Below are 18,015 nucleotides of genomic sequence, written 5' to 3' on the forward strand. Positions count from 1 at the left end.
CTGCGGTTGCCCCGCCGGGGCGGCGGGTCGATGCTGCGGCATGGCCAAGCCCAAGGCCTCGGTCGAGGAGGCCCCCCAGGCGACCCGCAAGGTCGACAGCGCGTTCTACGAGAAGGAGATCGCCCGGCTGCAGGTGGAACTGGTCAAGCAGCAGGAGTACGTCCGCGCGAAGGGCCTGCGCGTCGTCGTCGTGTTCGAGGGCCGCGACGCCGCCGGCAAGGGCGGCGCCATCCAGCGGATCACCGAGACGGTGAACCCGCGGGCCACCCGGGTGGTGGCGCTGCCGGCGCCGACCGAGCGCGAGCGCGGGCAGTGGTACTTCCAGCGCTACGTCGAGCACCTGCCCACCCGCGGCGAGATGGTCCTGTTCGACCGGTCCTGGTACAACCGCGCCGGCGTCGAGCGGGTCATGGGCTTCTGCACCGACGAGGAGTACGAGGAGTTCCTCCGGTCCTGTCCCGAGTTCGAGCGGATGCTCGTCCGCAGCGGGATCACCGTGCTCAAGTACTGGTTCTCGGTCAGCGACACCGAGCAGGAGAAGCGGTTCCAGGCGCGGCTGCACGACCCGACCAAGCGCTGGAAGCTCAGCCCGATGGACCTCGAGGCCCGCAACCGCTGGGTCGAGTTCTCGAAGGCGAAGGACGCGATGTTCGCCGCCACGGACATCCCCGAGGCGCCGTGGTGGGTGGTCGAGGCCGACGTGAAGAAGCGGGCGCGGATCAACGTCATCGCCCACCTGCTCGACCAGGTGCCCTACGAGGACCTCACTCCCGAACCACCGGAGCTGCCGCCGCGCCCGCCCGTCGACGAGCACTACGTGCGCCCGCCGATGGACAGCCAGCGGTTCGTGCCCGACGTCGTCCCCTGACGGCGTGCGGGCCGCCGGGAGGGCGCTCAGCCGCTGCGGGCGGCGGAGAGCGCGGCGCGCACCCAGGTGAGGGCGGCCTCCGGGTCGGCGAAGGTGCGCTGCGGGTAGCCCGGCCCGTGGCCCGCCGCCTCGCCGTCCCGGGTGAGCGAGCGGTACCGGCGCTCGTCGAAGACGTCGGCCCAGGCGGCGATCGCGGGTACGCGCGCGGGCAGGTCCTCCGCGGCCCAGCGCTCCAGCGCCGCCCGGCCCTCGGCGGTCGGGGCGCCGAGCCGGCGGCGGTCGAGGACCACCCCGAAGCGGTCGCCCGCCGAGCCCACCGCGGTCGCGACCAGCTCGACGTCGGCCGCCGTCAGCCGGCCGACCAGGGCCACGTGCAGCACGCCGTCGTCCCACCGCGCGGTCGAGGTCACCGGCTCAGGCACCGGTGAACTCCGCGAAGCGGGCCGCGGCCTCCCCGGTGGTGGCCGGCTCGCCCTCGCCGAGCAGCGCGGCGCGCAGGTCGCCGAGCACCCAGTCCACCGAGAAGGCCGACGCCGACAGCCAGACCTCGCCGCTGACCTCGTGCACCGCCCCACCCTGGACGGCCCGCAGGCCGGGCCACAGCGGCGAGCCGGTGAGGCCCTCGGTCCGGTAGGGGCCGCCGGAGAGCAGGAACAGCTCGTCGCCGTCGTGGTCGGGCAGCGTCTCGGCGGTGAAGAGGGCGAACGGGCTGGCCGGGTCGCCCGGCTGCTGCTGCGCGGGAGGGCGCGCCAGGCCGGCCTCGGTGAGCAGCGAGCCGACGGCGGTGGCGGTGGGCGGGGAGAAGAAGCCGCCGTTGTCGCCGACGACGGAGGTCACCGCGCCCGCCAGCCCGGCGGCGTCGAGGTCCGCGGCGAGGGCGGCGGTCTCCTCCGCCAGCCGCTCCCGCAGGCCGGCGGCCTCGTCCTCGCGGCCGAGCGCCGCGGCCACGGTGGACAGCTGCTCCTCCCAGCCGGCGGTGTAGTCGACGACCGTGGTGGGGGCGACGGCCTCGAGCTGCTCCCGGGCCGAGACCGTCGTCGGGATGGAGACGCCGATGACGACGTCCGGGTCGGCGGCGGCCACCGCCTCGAGGTCGAGCTCGGACCCGTACGGCTGCGTGGCCACGCCCAGGTCGTCGAACACCGCCGACGTCGACTCGTACTCGAACACCTCGAGCACGAGGTCCGGCTCGACGCCGAGGGTCAGCGCGTGGACCGCGGCGAAGTCGTCGAGCGCGAGGACGACCCGGTCCTCGGCGGGCGAGCCGCCGGCGGAGTCGGTCGCGGCGTCGGCGCCGGAGCCGCAGGCGGTGGTGCTGCCGAGCAGGACGAGCAGACCGGTGGCACGGGTGGCGGTACGGGTACGGAGGAACGGCACCCGGTAGTCATAGTGAGGCAAGGCTGCCCTCACAAGCTCCTGGCGGGGACGTTCTCGATCCGCTTGCCGAACGCCGGGTCCGCGGCGGCTGCGGATGGCGTCCGCGGGACCTACGCTCGGGCGGCCGGACGCGGCGGAGGGGGCGCAGACATGGACCGGATCCCGGACTCGCTGCCGGTGCTGAGCCGCGGCCGGCACCGCAGCCCCGCGCACGGCGCCTGCTTCCTCGAGTACACCGCGCTGCTGGCCGGCGAGCCGTTCGGCGACGCCCCGCGGTGCGTCGACGAGCAGCTCGCCGCGGTGCTGCGGCACGCCAACGACGTGCTGTCCGCCGCCGACCGGCCGCGCCTGCTCCCGCTGCTCGGGCGCGCCATCGGGCTGGTCGCCGACGACGCCGTCCGGCTGCGGCGCGACGTCGCCGGGCGGGTGGCCGCGGCGGTCGGTAGCCCGCCGTCGCCCGAGGAGCGGCGGTGGGTGGCCACCGGCGCGGTGGACCGGCTGTTCTGGTCGCTGATGCTCGAGCCGGCGCCGGTGAGCACGTCGGCGGCGTGGGTGGCGCGGCTGCTGGAACGGCTGGACCTGCTGCACGGCTGCTACGAGGCGGTGCTCGCGGCCCCGGTGGGGGCCGGACCGCGGGGGTGAGCGGCCCGCGCGCCGTCGTCCGCGTGCGCGGGGAGTCGACGGCCGAGCACCCGCCCGACGTCGCGGTGCTGTCGGTGTCGGCGAGCGCGACGTCGCCGGACAGCCGTGAGCGAGCCCTCACCGAGGCCTCGGAGGTGACCGCGCGGCTGCGCGCGGCGCTCGAGGGCGCCGACGGCGTGCGCCGGGTGGTGCTGTCCCGGGTGTCGGTGCACGAGCGGTCCGCCTGGGACCCTGCTGCCGGCCGGCACGAGCCCGCCGGGTGGGAGGCGACCGTGGGCGGCTCGGTCCGTGCCGACGCCGGCGCCGCGGAGACCCTGGCCGAGGTCGTCGCCGCCGCGGGTGCGGGGATCGGCGGGGTGGCGTGGGAGCTCGACGACCCCGCCGCCGCGCGCCGGGCGGTGCGCCGCGCCGCCGTCGAGGCCGCCCGCGAGGCCGCCGACGACCTGGCCGACGCGGCCGGCCGTGGCCTGGGGCCGCTCCTCGAACTGGCCGACGCCGGCCTGTCGTCGGCCGCGGCCCCGGAGTCGATGGCCGTCATGGCGCGCGGCTCCCCGGACGGCGGGCCGGGGTTGACCCTCGACCCGCGGGACGTGACCGTGTCCGCCGTCGTCGAGGCCACCTACGCCCTCGACGACTGAGCCGTCCGTGCCATGATCGGTGCGGTCGGCGCCGGCCCCCGCCCGGGGACACCCGCCGGCCCCGACCCGCGGCGCACCCGCGGGGCTCCCGCGCCGGCCCGGCGATCCAGCACCGGCACCCCGCGGGGCCCCGCAGGTGCCCGCGCGAGGACGCCGTGACCGCTCCCACCACCCGCCCGCCGTCGCCCTGGCCGGGCTCCCGCCACGAGACCGTGCACCGCTGGCAGCTCGACGACGTCGTCGCGCTGGCCGACGTCGTCGCGCGGCTGGGCGCGCTGGCCGCCGAGCTGCGGGCGGCGCACGCGGCCGGCTGGACGCCGGTGCGACCGATGCGTGACGGCCACCTGCTGGCGACCCGGCCGTCCCGCCGCGAGCGCGCCCGCGGTGCCGTCGCCGTCGTCCCCGGGCCGGCCCCGTCGCTCCGGGGCTGGCGGGTGCGGGTCGTCGACGAGCTCCCGCTCCCCGGGGACGCGGTGCTCGACCTCGCTGCGGTGCCGCGGACGCCGGTGCTCGGCTGGGCCGGCGGGGGACCACGCCACGTGGCCGGGCCGCCGGTCGAGCCGGCCGTGCTGGCCGAGCTGGCCCGCCAGGTGTCGGCCGCCCAGGCCGGGTCGCGGAGGTGGGCCCTGGTGCCGGCCCGGGTCGGTCCGGCCCGCGGCGTCGTGGCGGAGGGGAGTGCGCTGCGGGTGCACGCCGTGACCGACGGCGCGCTGGTGCGCACCGTCGAGGCGTTCTCCTTCCGCCACGCCACGGATCGGGCGGTCACGCTGGCTGACGCCGCCGCGGCCTACGAGCGGCTGGCCCGTGTGGCCGGGGCGATGGCCGCGGCGGGTGGGCGGCTGACCGACTCCGACGACGGTCTGCTGGTCGTCCGCTACGGCCGCTGACGCGGCCCCCTCGGGGCCGGTCAGAAGGGCGGCGGGTCGTCGTCCGGGTCAGGCGGTTCGTCGGCTTCCGGTGGTGGCTCGGGTGTCGGCGGTGGTGGTCGCAGGCCCGGTGGCCGGGTGGTGCGGGTGACGCCGGACGGTGCGGTGACGGTGAGGGTGCCGTCGGGACCCATCTGGAAGCGCCAGCCGCGGGCGAAGGTCTTCACCCGGTGATGCGAGCGGCACAGGCAGCACAGGTTGGCGCAGTCGGTGGGCCCGCCGGCGGCGTGGGGGAGGACGTGGTCGGCGTCGGCCCAGCCGACCCGCTGCCCGCAGGTGGGCATCCGGCAGGTGCGGTCGCGGGTGCGCACGAACGCCTGCTGCTCGGCGGAGGGCGTGTAGCGGTCGACCGGGTCGGGCCGGTCCAGAACGGGACAGTTGCAGGCGCCGTCGGGGTGGTGAGGGCAACCTCGCCGCGCCAGCCTCCGCAGCCGGTTCAGCGTCGCGGTGGCCCGGAGCGTCCCGTCGTCCTCGGTGAGTGCGACGGTCACCGAGCCACCGTCGGGCGCCTGCACGCCGAGGGCGTCCAACTGGTGCAGCAGTTCGCGCAGGTGGGCGGCGGTGATCGGCAGCCCGTTCACCTCACCGGCCTGGTCCGAGCGGCCGGCCAGGGCGGCGAGGGTGGTGGCGATCTGCAGGTGCGCGGTCACCGCCGGACCGGCCTGCCAGGGGCGCTGCAGCAGGTCGGCGAACACGGCGGTGCGCAGCTGCCCGATCGGCCGCGGATCCCCGTCGGCCTTCAGCATCCGGGCGAGTGCGTCGACGGTCGCGTGGCAGGCGGCGGCCACGTCGGTGGGCAGGTCGGCGGCGAGGGTGCTCATCCCGTCCGACGCCGACGGGTAGACGCGCACATCCGAGCGCCGTTCGGCGGTGCTGCGCCGTTCGTCGATGGCCTCCGAGTCGGCTTCCAGCAGCAGCTCCAGCGCCCGCTTCTTGACCTTGCCGACGGTCAGGCCGGCGGCCTCGGGCAGCACGGCGGCCTCGATGCGGCGGGCCAGGGCGGGGGCGGTGTGCTGCAGCACGTCGACCAGCGCCTTCGCGCGGGCCTCGTCCAGCTCCCCGGCGGCGAGTGCGGCCCAGGTGGCGGGCAGCCGTTCGCGGTAGGTCCAGGCGCGGGTGGCCAGGTGGTTGGCGGTACCCCGCCCGCAGTTGAGCACCACCGCCAGCTCGGCGGTGAAGAACTCCGACACCCCCGGCAACTCGCTATCCGGCTTCCACGACCCGCGGCGAGCACCGGGAGCACCGGGCGGCGGGTCGTCGCCAGCGGGGGAGTCGTCGGCCAGGCCCAGCACCAGCTCGGCCTCGTAGGCGGCGTCCATGGCCTTACGGGTCTGCAGGCGCTGCAGTTCGGCGGCCTTCTGCTCCCGCGACAGCACCGCCACCGGCAGCCGCTGGACCGTCACCGGTCGCTCGAGCAGCACACCGGCGAGCGCCCGCTCCACCGGCGACACGTACTCAGCGACCTCCTCCACGACCCCGAACCTACGCACGAGGTACGACAGTTCCCGCAGGTCAGGAGCCTGGTCGCCGGACACTCACATCCGGGAGGGGTCGACCTCGACGTCGACGGTCACGACGTCGCCGTCGTCCTTGCCGCGGCGGACGCGGGCCGGGACGGGCAGCAGCCAGCCGGCGCGTCGGTCGCGCCAGACGCTCGTCGACCAGGTCCGCCCGTCGACGGTGGCGGTCACCGGCACCCGGCCGAAGGCGCCGGCGGAGTCGGGCGCGTGCTCGGCCGGCACGGGCGCGAAGACCCAGCTCGCCGCACCGGGCCAGCGCACGAGCGTCGCGTCGAAGGGCACGGGCGCAGTCTGCCGGGGAGTGGGACGGTTCAGCCCAGGAGGAACAGCCCGAGCGCGGCGAGCGGCAGGGCCACGAAGAGGAAGACGCCGACGGGGCCGAGGGCGGAGGGTCCCGGTGGCTGCTCGGTGTCGCGCTCCGGACCGAGGCCCAGGAAGGCGCGCTCCGCTGCCGTGTCGGCGCGCGAGAGCAGCGTCCCGCCGGTCACCGTGGAGAGCCCGGCGAGGACGAGCAGCGAGATCCCCAGCCGCGACCCGAACCCGCCGCCCCCGACCGCGACCCAGACCCCGGCCGCGGCGAGGCCGAGGACGACGCCGGCGAGCACGAGCACCAGGGCCTGCCCGAGCCCGCGGAGGACCACCACGGCCCGACGCTACTCAGGCCAGGGCCGCCGTCCAGTCCGGCGTGCCGAGGGGGGCGCCCGCGCGCAGCAGGGCGACGAAGTCGGCCACCGGCACCGGCCGGGCGAAGACGTACCCCTGGACGACGTCGCACTCCAGGTCCGCGAGGACGCCGGCGGTCGAAAGGTCCTCCACGCCCTCGGCCACCACGGTCAACCCGAGGCCGTGGGCGAGGGCCACGGTGTGCTGCACGATCAGCGCGGCCGCCGGGTCGGCGCCGAGGTCCTGGGTGAGGGACCGGTCGAGCTTCAGCTCGTCGGCGGGCAGCCGGCGCAGGTACCCGAGCGAGCTGTAGCCGCTGCCGTAGTCGTCGATCGAGGTGCGCACCCCGAGGTCGCGCAGCTGCTGCAGGACCTCCCGGCCGCGCTCGGCGTCGGTCACGAGGGTGTCCTCGACCAGCTCCACGGTCAGCGCGGCGGCCGGCAGGCCGTGCCGGGCGAGTGCGGCGGCGACCTTGTCGGGCAGGTCCAGGTCGGTGACGTCGGCGGCGGACAGGTTCACCGACACCGGCACCGGGTGCTCGTGCCACCAGCCGGCCGCGGCGGTCAGCGCGAGCTCCAGCACCGCGGCGGCCAGCGGGCGCAGCAGCCCGGCCTGCTCGGCCGCCGGGAGGAGGTCGCCGGGCCCGATCAGGCCGCGGGTCGGGTGCTGCCACCGGACCAGCGCCTCGACGCCGACGACGCGGTGGTCGGCCGCGTCGACCTGGGCCTGCAGGTGCACCAGCAGCTGGTCGGTGGCCAGCGCGTCGCGCAGCTCCTCCATGGTGTGCAGCCGGTCGCCGGTCTCGGTGCCGGGCTCGGGCAGGTAGACCCGCACGCCCTCGCGCGAGGTCTTGGCGGCGTACATGGCGACGTCGGCGCAGCGCAGCAGGTCGGTGACGTCGGCGGCGGGCACGGGTGCGGTGGCCACCCCGATGCTCGCGCCCACGTGGACCCGGATGGACTCCAGCGGGAAGGGCTCGGCCAGGCACTCCTGCACCCGCCGCGCCGTCCCCAGCGCGTCGCTCAGGGTGGCCTCGGGCAGCAGGACGGCGAACTCGTCGCCGCCCAGCCGCGCGGCCAGCGCACCGGGACCGGCGGCCTCGTGCAGCCGCGGCGCGATCAGCCGCAGCAGCGCGTCGCCGGCGTTGTGGCCCAGGCTGTCGTTGACCTCCTTGAAGCCGTCGAGGTCGAGCAGCAGGAAGGCGGCCGGCCGCCCTGCGGTCGCGGTGGCGAGGACCTCGGCGGTGTGCTCCAGCAGCGCGCGGCGGTTGGGCAGGCCGGTGAGCTCGTCGGTGCGGGCCTGGGCGTGCACCTCGTGGAAGCTGCGCACCTCGTGGAAGGTCATCGCGGTCCGGGCGATGCCGGTGACGATGCAGCCGACGGCCGTCCACATCGCGGCGTCGGGGTAGCGGCCGCCCCAGCCGGCGGCCAGCAGGGCCAGGCTCGCGACGTTGCACGCCGCCGGGACGGCGAGCACCCGCCAGCCCACGCGGGACCCGGCGGAGCGCAGCACCGGCCGGGCCGGCGCCCGGGTGCGCTCGGCGGCCAGCGCGAGCAGCAGGGCGCCGGCCAGCCAGGTCAGGTCCAGGGGGCCGCCCTCGACGTAGACGCCGGCCGCGGCCAGGTCGAGGTGGACGATGTCGCCGACGAGGTTGGCCGCGATGCCCGCGCCGAGCAGCAGCAGGACCGGCTCGCCGCGCAGGCCGAGGATGGCGCCCACCGCGACCAGCAGGGCCAGCAGCAGGACGTCGGCGATCGGGTAGGCGAGGTTCACCGCCACGGCCGCGGGGTCGCCGTCGGTCAGGGCCAGCGACGGGCCGAGCAGGACGCTGACGGCGACCGCCGTGGCACCCAGCGCGCCGATGACGCCGTCGAGCCACATGCTCGGGTGGAACCGCGGGACCGATGCCCGGATCAGGGCGATGAGCCCGACGTAGAGCGCGGGGTAGGCGGCCAGCCAGCAGGCGTCGGCCCAGGACGGGTAGGGCTCTTCCGGCAGCTGCGCGATCACCAGGGTGTAGACGAGGTTGCCGGTGACGGTGCACAGCAGGGAGATCGTGATCGCGCGCCACGCCGTCGCCTCGCGCGGCCGGCGGCGGGCGGCCTGCAGGCACGCCACCGCGGCCCCGACGAAGACGAGGTTGTAGAGGACGACGTCGTACAGCGGGGCCCACGGGGCCCCGGCCGGCCGCGGGCCGACGCCCGTCGCGAAGACGGCGAGGGCGCCGGCGCTCACGGCGAGGGGCCGGCGGGAGGTCCCCGGCAGTCGGCGCGCGACGTCTCTGGTCACGGGGAGGGGATCGGTCGATCCTGCCCGCCCTTGAGGGCACGCACACGGCGGCCTCCCCCGTCGGGGGTGCCCGGTCAGGCCCGCGCGAGCGCGGTGAGCACCTCGCGCGCCCGCGTCCAGAGCAGCGCACCGCCCTCGTCGTCGAGCACCGTGCGCCGGCTGTGCGGGAAGCGTGCGGCCAGCGCCGCGCCGAGGTCGGGGGAGTGGACGGTGCTCGTGTCGAGCGCGCCGTACCAGAGGTGCACCGGGACGGCGACCTCCTCGGGGCGCACCGGCCAGGGCCCCAGCGCGGTGACCAGGTCGCGCGCGTAGCCGGCCGGGCCCTGCGCGAAGCCGTCGGCCAGTGCCGCGCGCACCGCGGCGCCCAGGCGGGTGCCCTCGTAGCGCGCCCGGTCGACGGGCGCGGCCGTGGAGACGATCACCTGCCACAGCCAGTCGGCGTCCGCGACGCCGGCGACCTCCCGCTCGACGCCGGCGGGGTCGGCCTCGACGGCGTCGAGCAGGCCGGCCACCTCGGGCACCAGCAGGTGCCGCTGGGCCCGCAGGTCGTCCTGCCCCGCGACGAGGGCGACGGCGTCGACGAGGCCGGCGCCGGCCAGTGCCGCCGCGAACGGGGCACCCTGGGAGAAGCCGACCCCGAGCACCCGGCCCGGACGCAGGGCGCCGACCAGGTGGCGCACGTCCGCGACCCAGGTGGCGTGGCTCTTGTGCGGGTCGGGCGAGGACCGGCCCAGGCCGGGGCGGTCGAGGGCCAGCAGCCGCAGGCCCAGGCCGCCCAGGAGATCGGTGCCGAACCCGAGGACGCCGCTCATCCCGGCACCGGGGACGAACAGCACCGGCCGCCCGTCCGGCGGGCCCCACTCCGACCAGGCGAGGTCGCGGCCGTCGGGCAGCCGGATCGCGCGAGGGGTGCCGGCGACGTGCTCCTCCACGCCGGTGATCGTCGCAGCCCGGGGCGGGCGGGACGGGTGGGCCTGCCGTGGTGCGCGGGGCGGCGTCCCCGCGGGGTGGGCCCGGGTCGCCGCCGCGGCTGTGCCACCGTCCTGCCCGTGCCCGTCCCCCGCTCCCGGACCGCCCGGTGACCGCCCTCGGGCTCGTCGCCGTGGCCCTGGCCGGCGCGGGGGTCGGCCACCTGGTCGACCGGGCGGCGGCCCGCTTCCCGTGGCCCCGCCCGGCGACGGTGGGCGCCGTCCTCGGCGGGCGCGGGGGAGCGGCCCCCCGGGGCGTGCTGGAAGCGGCGACGGCGGCGCTGTTCGCGCTGGCCGCGCTGCGCTTCGGGCCGACGGCGGAGCTGCCGGCGTGGCTGTGGCTGGCGACCGCCGGCGTCCTGCTCGCCGTCGTCGACCTGCGCGAGCGGCTGCTGCCCAACCGCGTGGTGCTGCCCGCGCTCGCCGGGGGCGCGGCGCTGCTGTGCCTGGCGGCCGTGGCCGGCGGCGCGTGGGACGCGCTGCTGCGGGCCGTCCTGGCGGCGGCGGCCCTGTTCGCCGTCTACCTGACCATGGCGCTCGTCTCGCCGGGCCTGGGCATGGGCGACGTCAAGCTCGCCGCCCTGCTCGGCCTCTACCTCGGGTGGCTCGGGTGGCCGGCGGTGGTCCTCGGGGCGCTGGCCGGGTTCGTGCTGCAGGCGGTCGTGGCGCTGGCGCTGCTGGCCACCCGGCGGATCGGGCTGCGCGGGGAGCTGCCCTTCGGTCCCGCGATGCTCGCCGGGGCCGCACTCGTCGCCGCGGCCCCCGTCCTGCTGTCCTGAGCGCCCGCGGGCGGTGACGCCGCGTCACCCCGTCCCCGATCGGTTGCCCCGGCCGGTGGACCGGTGTCGCGCGATCCGGTGGAAGACCCTCAAGCCGGCGAATGCACCGCCCGACACCCCTGGCGTGCGCCGCGACGCCGGGTCGACCGACCCCGGCCGGACGGCACCGTCCCAGGGAGTCCCCGTGCTGAACCCGTTCACCAACCCGCTGGCCGCCGTCGTCACCCTCTACTCCTTCGTCGAGGACCGCGTGAAGCGGGAGGAGAAGGGCGCCACCGCCGTCGAGTACGGCCTGCTGGTCGGCCTGATCGCCGTCGCGATCATCGCGACCCTGCTGCTGGTCGGCCCGCAGCTCAAGGAGCTCTTCCAGTCGGTGGTGGACGGCCTCACGAAGGCCAACGCCGCCAGCTGAAGCACACGCACCGGGCTCCGGGCGTCGTGGCGACGACAGGTCGCCACGACGCCCGGCCGTGTCGTCGAGGGAGGAGGAACGGGATGAGGGAGCGACTGCGTGCCGAGCGCGGCGCCAGCGCCGTGGAGTTCGCGCTGGTCGTGCCGCTGCTGATCGTCCTGGTCCTCGGGATCATCGAGTTCGGCCACGCCTTCCAGGTGCAGGGGACGCTGTCCGCGGCGGCCCGCGAGGGCGCCCGGGTCATGGCCCTGCAGAGCAACCCGGCCGCCGCCCGCACCGCCGTCCGCGACGCCGCCCCCACGCTCGACCCGGGGATCACCGACGCCCAGATCGTCATCACGCCCGCCGCGTGCCCGACCACTCCGACGACCACCGCCAACGTGCGCGTGACCATCCGCTACCCGATGCCCTTCCTGACCGGCTTCTTCGGCAGCGGCGTCGACCTGACCGGGACGGGGGTCATGCGGTGCAACGGCTGATGAAGGACCCCTCCGCCCCCCGCCCCTCGCAGGCTCGCGGCGGGGCCCTGCGGAGGGGCCGTTCCAGCACCTCACCTGCCCCCCGCCACTCGCAGGCTCGCGGCGGGACCCTGCGGAGGGGCCGTTCCAGCACCTCGCCTGCCCGCCTGCGGCGGCGGCTGGCCGGCGAGCACGGCGCGGCCGCCGTGCTCCTGTCGGTCCTGCTCGTCCCGCTGCTCGGCTTCACCGCCATCGCCGTCGACGTCGGCGCCCTCTACGCCGACCGGGCCCGGCTGCAGGTGGCCGCCGACGCCGCCGCCCTCGCCGTGGCCCGCGACTGCGCCCGCGGCGCCTGCGGGAACATGCAGGCCACCGCCCAGGAACTGGTCGACGCCAACAGCGTCGCCGATGCCGGCGCCGGGGCGCCCACCGCCGCACCGCCGGTGCTGCAGAGCGCCCCCACCCGCGTCACGGTCACCGGCAGCGCGCCCCGCGAGCACTGGTTCGCCCCGCTCATCGGCCACGACGCCAGCTCGGTGTCGGCGACGGCGACGGTCACCTGGGGCGCGCCCAGCGGCGGGACGGCCGTGCTGCCGCTGATCTTCTCGTGGTGCGAGTGGCAGGCCCAGACCGGCGGCGGCGCGCCCTCGGGCACCACCGAGCGCACCATCGTGCTGCCCAAGAAGTCCGACACCGGCTGCACCGGGCCCTCCCGCATGTTCGTGCCCGGCGGCTTCGGCTGGCTGGACACGGGCGGCAGCTCCTGCAAGGCGACCACCCGCATCGACCGGCGCTACGACTCCGAGCCTGGCAACAACCCCTCCCAGGGCTGTTCCGTCGGCGACGTCGGGGCCCTGGTCGGCCGCACGGTGCTCCTCCCGATCTTCGACCAGGCCGGAGACACCGGTAGCCACGCCTGGTACGAGGTCTACGGCTACGCCGCCTTCCGGATCACCGGCTACCACTTTGGCGGCCAGTTCGACGTCGGCCAGCCCTGCAACGGCGAACAGCGCTGCATCCGCGGCTACTTCACCCGCTTCGTCGACGCCTCCGGCGCCTTCGACACCAGCACCGACGCCCCCGACCTGGGCGCGGCCATCCTCCGACTGATCCGATAGGGGCTCCGACGTGAGACGCCGACTGCTCGCCGCCGTCGCGGCGCTGGTCCTCGTGGCCGCCGGCACCGTGGTGCTGCTGGCCTACGTGCGCGGTGCCGACGCCCGCGCGCTCGCCGGGGTGCGCACCGTGCAGGTGCTCGTGGTCGACCAGCCGATCCCCGAGGGCACCCCCGCCGAGGAGGTGGCCGGCCTGGTCCGCACCGAGCTGCTGCCGGTCAAGGCGGCCGTCGACGGGCGGGTCACCGGGCTCGAGGAGCTCGCCGGCCAGGTCGCCACCGCCGACCTCGCCCCGGGGGAGCAGCTGCTCGCCGCCCGGTTCGCCGCGCCCGAGGACCTGCAGGCGCCCGGCACCGTGCCGGTGCCCGAGGGCCTGTCGGAGGTGAGCCTGGTGCTCGAGCCGCAGCGCGCGGTCGGCGGCCGGCTGACCGCCGGCGACGAGATCGGCGTCTACATCTCCATGGAGCTGCAGGGCAACATCGACGCCGACCCCGACGACGAGCAGATCGGGACCACGCACGCCACCCTGCACGGCGTCCTGGTCACCCAGGTCCAGGGCGCCCCCGCGCCCGCCGCCGCCGACGGCGGGGACGTGGAGACCGCCTCGGCCACCAGCGCGGCCCCGACCGAGAACGTGATGGTCACCGTGGCCCTGCCGGCCCGGGAGGCCGAGCAGGTCGTGTTCGGCATGGAGCACGCGAGCGTGTGGCTGTCCCTGGAGCGCGAGGGCACCGACACCTCCGGCACCCGCGTCGTCACCCAGGGGAACGTCTACGGCGACCTGCTGGCCGCCCTGGGCAGCGTCGCGGCGGAGGCGGCGGAGTGAGCCGCGTCGTCCTCGCCGGGGCCGCCGACGACCTCCGCGCCCGCGTCGAGGTCGCCGTCGACGGCGACCTGCAGGTGCTGCCGCCGGGCCGGCTGCCCGCCGACCCGGGCCGGCTGTTCGAGCTGCTCGCCGACGGCGAGCTGCCCGACGTGCTGCTCGTCGGCCCGCTGGCGCCGCTGCAGGAGGTGCTCACGCTCGCCGCGCGACTGGACGTGCAGTGCCCCGGGACCAGCGTCGTGCTGGTCGCCGAGCCGACGCCGGAGCTGTGGCAGGCGGCGATGCGCGCCGGGATCCGCGACCTGCTGCCCCCGCAGGCCGAGCCGGCCGACGTCGCGGCGGCCGTGGAGCGGGCCGGCGCGGCCGCCGCCGACCGGCGACGGGTGCTGCGCCCCCTGGAGGAGACCGCCCGGTTCACCGGCCGCGTCATCACCGTCGCCTCGCCCAAGGGCGGGGTCGGCAAGACGACGGTGGCCACCAACCTCGCCGTCGGCCTGGCCGCCACCGCCCCGCAGGGGACCGTGCTGGTCGACCTCGACGTGCAGTTCGGCGACGTCGCCTCCGCGCTCGGCCTGGTGCCCGAGTACACGCTGCCCGACGCCGTCCACGGCCCGGCCAGCCAGGACACGATGGTCCTCAAGACCTTCCTCACCCAGCACCCGAGCGGGCTGCTCGCCGTCTGCGGCTCCGACTCCCCGGCCGCCGGGGACACGGTGACCGCCGGCGACGTCGCCCGCCTGCTCACCGCGCTGGCGCGCGAGTTCCGCTACGTCGTCGTCGACACCGCCCCGGGGCTGTCGGAGCAGACGCTGGCGGCCATCGACGGCGCCACCGACGTCGTCCTGCTCAGCAGCATGGACGTCCCCGGCGTCCGGGGCCTGCGCAAGGAGGTGCAGGTGCTCGGCGAGCTCGGCATGATCCCGGCCGGGCGGCACGTGGTCATGAACATGGCCGACCCGAAGGGCGGGCTCTCGCAGCGCGACGTCGAGTCCGCGATCGGCACCGGGGTCGACGTCGTCGTCCCGCGGTCGGCGGCCGTCCCGGCCTCCACCAACCAGGGCGTGCCCATCCTGGCCAGCGGCCGCAAGGACCCGGCGGCCAGGGAGCTGCGCGCGCTGGTGTCCCGCTTCTCGGCCACCCCGCTGGTCAAGCCCGGCCGCTACCGCGCCAAGCACCGGGCGGCGTCGTGAACCTCGCCTCCCGCCTGGCCGCCGCCAAGGGCCGCCCGGCCGAGTCCACCACCCTGCAGAAGCCCGTGCCGGCGGCACCACCGGTGACCACGGCTCCCCGCCCCGTCCCCGCGGCCGTCCCCGCCCCGCCCACTGACGCGCTGACCCGGCTCAAGGACCGGGTCGCCAAGGCGCTGTTCGAGCGGATGGGCGCGCGGCTCAACGACCCGTCGCTGTCGGAGGAGCAGCTGCGCGGGATCGTCCTCGGCGAGCTCGACGTCGTCGTCGACGAGGAGAAGGTGCCGCTGTCGGCCGACGAGCGGGCCCGGCTGACCGCCGAGCTGGCCGACGACGTGCTCGGCTTCGGCCCGCTGCAGCGGCTGCTCGACGACCCGAGCGTCACCGAGATCATGTGCAACGGCCCCGACGCGGTCTACGTCGAGCAGGGCGGCAAGCTGGTCCGCTCGGGCGCGCGCTTCACCTCCGAGGAGCACCTGCGCCGGGTGATCGACCGCATCGTGTCGCGGGTGGGACGCCGCGTCGACGAGTCCTCGCCGATGGTGGACGCCCGCCTCGCCGACGGGTCCCGCGTCAACGCGATCATCCCGCCGCTGGCCTTCAGCGGCTCGACGCTGACCATCCGCAAGTTCGCCAAGGACCCCTTCGGCGTCGAGGACCTCATCGGCTTCGGCACCCTCTCGCCGGAGATGGCCGAGCTGCTGCACGCCTGCGTGGAGGCCCGGCTCAACATCATCGTCTCCGGCGGCACGGGCACCGGGAAGACGACGCTGCTCAACGTCCTGTCCTCGTTCATCCCCGAGGGCGAGCGCATCGTCACCATCGAGGACGCCGTCGAGCTGCAGCTGCAGCAGGCGCACGTGGTCCGCCTGGAGTCCCGCCCGCCCAACATCGAGGGCCGGGGCGCGGTCACCATCCGCGACCTGGTGCGCAACAGCCTGCGGATGCGCCCCGACCGCATCGTGGTGGGGGAGTGCCGCGGCGGTGAGTCGCTGGACATGCTGCAGGCGATGAACACCGGCCACGACGGCTCGCTGTCGACGGTGCACGCCAACTCACCGCGCGACGCGATCGCCCGCCTGGAGACGCTGGTGCTCATGGCCGGCATGGACCTGCCGCTGCGGGCCATCCGCGAGCAGATCGCCTCCGCCGTCGACGTCGTCGTCCAGCTGACCCGGCTGCGCGACGGCACCCGGCGGGTCACCCACGTGACCGAGGTGCAGGGCATGGAGGGGGAGACCGTCACGCTGCAGGACGCCTTCCTCTTCGACTACTCCGCCGGCGTCGACGCCGCCGGCCGCTTCCTGGGCGCGCCGGTCGCGACCGGGGTGCGGCCGCGCTTCACCGACCGCTTCGAGGAGCTCGGCATCCGGGTCTCCCCGTCGGTGTTCGGCGTGCCGGCGCGGGCGCGGGGGTGGGGCTGATGTCGCCGGCATCGATCTCCCCGGCGCTGGCGTCCCCGGGGGTGCTGCTCCTCGGGCTGCTGCTGGTCGGCGGCGGGCTGGCGCTGCTGACCCTGGGCGCGGTGCCGCCCGGCCCGCGGCGCGTCCCGCTGGCCCGGCTGGACCCCTCGATCGCCCCACCGCCGACCCTGCTGTCGAAGGTGACCGCGCAGGCCTCCGGCGGCGTCGAGCAGGTCATCGCCCGGCGCGGGGGCGTGGCGGCCGGCGCGGCGGCCCTCGAGCGGGCCGGCATCGGCCTGCCGCTGGCCGAGGTCGTGCTCCTGACCGGGCTGGCGGCGCTCGTGCTCGGCGCGGCCGGCTGGCTGCTCGGCGGGGTCGCCGCCGGGCTGCTGCTCGCCGTGCTCGCACCGGTGGGCGCGCGGGTGCTGGTCCGGCTGCGGACCGGCCGCCGGCAGGCCCGCTTCGCCGACCAGCTCGACGACGCCCTGCAGCTGATGGCCAGCAGCCTCCGCGCCGGTCACAGCCTGCTGCGCGCGATCGACGCCGTGGCCGAGCAGGCCCCGGCACCCATCGGCGAGGAGTTCGCCCGGATCGTGAACGAGACCCGGGTGGGCCGCGACCTCGGCGCCGCCCTCGACGAGGTGGGCGAGCGCGTCGACAGCGACGACTTCCGCTGGATCGCCCAGGCCATCGCCATCCAGCGGGAGGTGGGCGGCAACCTGGCCGAGGTGCTCGACACCGTGGCCACCACCATCCGGGAGCGCAACGCCATCCGCCGTCAGGTGAAGGCCCTGTCGGCGGAGGGGCGGCTGTCGGCCTGGGTGCTCATGGCCCTGCCGGTCGGCATCGTCGCCTTCCTGTCGGTGACCAACCCCGCCTACGTCGCCACGTTCACCGAGTCCCTGTCCGGCTGGGTCATGGTGGCCGTGTCGCTGGGCCTGCTGCTCGTCGGCGGGCTGTGGCTCCGCAAGACCGTGCGGATCCGGTTCTGATGGGCACCGTCCCCGCACCCGTCCTCGCCGCGACGCTCGCGGTGGCCGTCGGCGTCCCGCTGCTCGGGTGGGCGCTGGTGGCCCGCCCGCAGGACGCCGCCGCCCGGTCCCGGGCCAACCTGACCCGCGGGCTCGACGTGGCCGGGGCCGGTGCCCGGGCCGCCCGGGCCCGTCCGGGGGTGCTCGGGCGCCTGGTCTCCCTGCTCACCCCCGCGGGCACCGTGGCCCGGCTCGACCGGCTGGCCGGCGCGGCGGGGCGACCCGCCGCCTGGCCGGTGCAGCGGCTGGTCGCCGCCAAGCTGGTGCTGGCCGCCGTCGCGGCCGTCCTCGGGCTGCTGGTGGTCGTCCGCAGCCCCGGGCCGCTGTCGGTGCTCATGGCGGTCGGCGTGACGGTCGTCGCCTACGTCGTGCCGGAGCTGCTGCTGCACAGCCGCGGCCAGGAGCGCCAGCAGGCCATCGGGCTGGAGCTGGCCGACACCCTCGACCAGATGACCATCGCGGTGGAGGCCGGCCTCGGCTTCGAGGCGGCCATGGCCCGGGCCGGGCGCACCGGGCGGGGACCGCTGGCCGAGGAGCTGGTGCGCACGCTGCAGGACATCGGCGTGGGGCAGCCCCGCCGGGAGGCCTACCTCGCGCTCGCCGAGCGGACGGGGGTGGAGGACCTGCGGCGGTTCATCCGGGCGGTCGTGCAGGCCGACGTGTACGGCGTCTCCATCGCCGACGTGCTGCGCACCCAGGCCGCCGAGATGCGGCTCAAGCGCCGGCAGCGGGCCGAGGAGAAGGCCATGCAGATCCCGGTGAAGGTCATCTTCCCGCTGATGCTGTGCATCCTGCCGGTCCTGTTCATCGTGCTGCTCGGACCGGCCGTCATGGACATCGTCGACGCCTTCAGCGGCTGAGCGCCGGCGTCCCGGTCGGTGCACGTCCGCGGACGTGCACCGACCGGGACGCCGGC

At 76.5% G+C, this 18,015-nt stretch carries 20 protein-coding genes; 13 read left to right on the top strand and 7 right to left on the bottom strand.

Annotated features, from left to right (window positions below):
• Positions 1–40: 40 nt before the first annotated feature.
• Positions 41–868, top strand: a complete 828-nt coding sequence (ppk2, locus tag ACI780_RS10945) for a polyphosphate kinase 2 (RefSeq protein WP_457002876.1) — start codon at positions 41–43, stop codon at positions 866–868.
• 26 nt (positions 869–894) lie between these two features.
• On the opposite strand, the gene ACI780_RS10950 is transcribed toward ppk2, so the two are convergent.
• Together ACI780_RS10950 and ACI780_RS10955 are read right to left on the bottom strand one after the other, a co-directional pair.
• Positions 895–1,290: a hypothetical protein gene (locus ACI780_RS10950; RefSeq protein WP_456872510.1), complete on the bottom strand. Its 396-nt coding sequence runs from the start codon at positions 1,288–1,290 to the stop codon at positions 895–897.
• Positions 1,283–2,245: an ABC transporter substrate-binding protein gene (locus ACI780_RS10955; RefSeq protein WP_457002878.1), complete on the bottom strand. Its 963-nt coding sequence runs from the start codon at positions 2,243–2,245 to the stop codon at positions 1,283–1,285. Before ACI780_RS10955 ends, ACI780_RS10950 begins: the two co-directional genes overlap by 8 nt.
• 150 nt (positions 2,246–2,395) lie before the next feature.
• Here ACI780_RS10955 and ACI780_RS10960 point away from each other — a divergent pair, with 150 nt between their 5' ends.
• The 3 genes from ACI780_RS10960 (at position 2,396) to ACI780_RS10970 (ending at position 4,412) form a co-directional block, all read left to right on the top strand.
• The gene (locus ACI780_RS10960; RefSeq protein WP_457002880.1) at positions 2,396–2,887 is read left to right on the top strand and encodes a hypothetical protein; all 492 of its coding nucleotides are present in this window, start codon (positions 2,396–2,398) and stop codon (positions 2,885–2,887) included.
• Positions 2,884–3,525, top strand: a complete 642-nt coding sequence (locus tag ACI780_RS10965; RefSeq protein WP_457002882.1) for an SIMPL domain-containing protein — start codon at positions 2,884–2,886, stop codon at positions 3,523–3,525. The genes ACI780_RS10960 and ACI780_RS10965 overlap by 4 nt, the downstream gene beginning before the upstream one ends.
• Positions 3,526–3,680: 155 nt before the next feature.
• Complete coding sequence (locus tag ACI780_RS10970; protein WP_457002884.1) at positions 3,681–4,412, top strand: hypothetical protein; 732 nt, start codon at positions 3,681–3,683, stop codon at positions 4,410–4,412.
• Positions 4,413–4,432: 20 nt separating this feature from the next.
• Here the strand turns inward: ACI780_RS10970 and ACI780_RS10975 are convergent, their stop codons facing one another.
• The 5 genes from ACI780_RS10975 to ACI780_RS10995 all read right to left on the bottom strand — a co-directional run bounded on the left by ACI780_RS10975 (position 4,433) and on the right by ACI780_RS10995 (position 9,855).
• Positions 4,433–5,923, bottom strand: coding sequence for a DUF222 domain-containing protein (locus ACI780_RS10975; RefSeq protein WP_457002886.1), 1,491 nt, complete (start codon positions 5,921–5,923; stop codon positions 4,433–4,435).
• Positions 5,924–5,986: 63 nt separating this feature from the next.
• On the bottom strand, positions 5,987–6,253 hold the full coding sequence (locus tag ACI780_RS10980) for a DUF1905 domain-containing protein (protein ID WP_456872516.1): 267 nt from the start codon (positions 6,251–6,253) through the stop codon (positions 5,987–5,989).
• Positions 6,254–6,282: 29 nt separating this feature from the next.
• Positions 6,283–6,615, bottom strand: a complete 333-nt coding sequence (locus ACI780_RS10985) for a hypothetical protein (protein ID WP_456872517.1) — start codon at positions 6,613–6,615, stop codon at positions 6,283–6,285.
• Positions 6,616–6,628: 13 nt separating this feature from the next.
• Complete coding sequence (locus ACI780_RS10990; RefSeq protein ID WP_457002889.1) at positions 6,629–8,923, bottom strand: putative bifunctional diguanylate cyclase/phosphodiesterase; 2,295 nt, start codon at positions 8,921–8,923, stop codon at positions 6,629–6,631.
• A gap of 74 nt (positions 8,924–8,997) precedes the next feature.
• Positions 8,998–9,855 carry an alpha/beta fold hydrolase gene (locus ACI780_RS10995; protein WP_457002891.1) on the bottom strand — a complete coding sequence of 286 codons (858 nt, stop codon included), beginning with the start codon at positions 9,853–9,855 and terminating at the stop codon, positions 8,998–9,000.
• A 146-nt stretch (positions 9,856–10,001) separates the two neighbouring features.
• On the opposite strand from ACI780_RS10995, the gene ACI780_RS11000 reads away from it, so the two are divergent.
• From ACI780_RS11000 to ACI780_RS11040, 9 genes are all read left to right on the top strand, one after another.
• Positions 10,002–10,670 (top strand): prepilin peptidase, encoded by a 669-nt coding sequence (locus ACI780_RS11000; protein WP_456872520.1) that lies wholly within the window; start codon positions 10,002–10,004, stop codon positions 10,668–10,670.
• Positions 10,671–10,854: 184 nt separating this feature from the next.
• Positions 10,855–11,082 carry a Flp family type IVb pilin gene (locus tag ACI780_RS11005; RefSeq protein ID WP_456872521.1) on the top strand — a complete coding sequence of 76 codons (228 nt, stop codon included), beginning with the start codon at positions 10,855–10,857 and terminating at the stop codon, positions 11,080–11,082.
• A gap of 83 nt (positions 11,083–11,165) precedes the next feature.
• Positions 11,166–11,561 carry a TadE/TadG family type IV pilus assembly protein gene (locus ACI780_RS11010; RefSeq protein WP_456872522.1) on the top strand — a complete coding sequence of 132 codons (396 nt, stop codon included), beginning with the start codon at positions 11,166–11,168 and terminating at the stop codon, positions 11,559–11,561.
• Positions 11,562–11,746: 185 nt separating this feature from the next.
• On the top strand, positions 11,747–12,658 hold the full coding sequence (locus tag ACI780_RS11015; RefSeq protein WP_457002894.1) for a pilus assembly protein TadG-related protein: 912 nt from the start codon (positions 11,747–11,749) through the stop codon (positions 12,656–12,658).
• Positions 12,659–12,668: 10 nt separating this feature from the next.
• Entirely contained in the window at positions 12,669–13,481 is an 813-nt protein-coding gene (gene cpaB, locus ACI780_RS11020; protein WP_457002896.1) for a Flp pilus assembly protein CpaB, read from the top strand.
• On the top strand, positions 13,478–14,668 hold the full coding sequence (locus tag ACI780_RS11025) for an AAA family ATPase (RefSeq protein ID WP_457002898.1): 1,191 nt from the start codon (positions 13,478–13,480) through the stop codon (positions 14,666–14,668). Before cpaB ends, ACI780_RS11025 begins: the two co-directional genes overlap by 4 nt.
• Positions 14,665–16,089, top strand: a complete 1,425-nt coding sequence (locus ACI780_RS11030; protein ID WP_457002900.1) for a CpaF family protein — start codon at positions 14,665–14,667, stop codon at positions 16,087–16,089. Before ACI780_RS11025 ends, ACI780_RS11030 begins: the two co-directional genes overlap by 4 nt.
• Positions 16,089–17,060: a type II secretion system F family protein gene (locus tag ACI780_RS11035; protein WP_457002902.1), complete on the top strand. Its 972-nt coding sequence runs from the start codon at positions 16,089–16,091 to the stop codon at positions 17,058–17,060. The genes ACI780_RS11030 and ACI780_RS11035 overlap by 1 nt, the downstream gene beginning before the upstream one ends.
• Positions 17,060–17,959 carry a type II secretion system F family protein gene (locus tag ACI780_RS11040; protein ID WP_456872528.1) on the top strand — a complete coding sequence of 300 codons (900 nt, stop codon included), beginning with the start codon at positions 17,060–17,062 and terminating at the stop codon, positions 17,957–17,959. Before ACI780_RS11035 ends, ACI780_RS11040 begins: the two co-directional genes overlap by 1 nt.
• Positions 17,960–18,015 lie beyond the last annotated feature (56 nt).

It is taken from the genome of Geodermatophilus sp. SYSU D00814 (assembly GCF_054050055.1).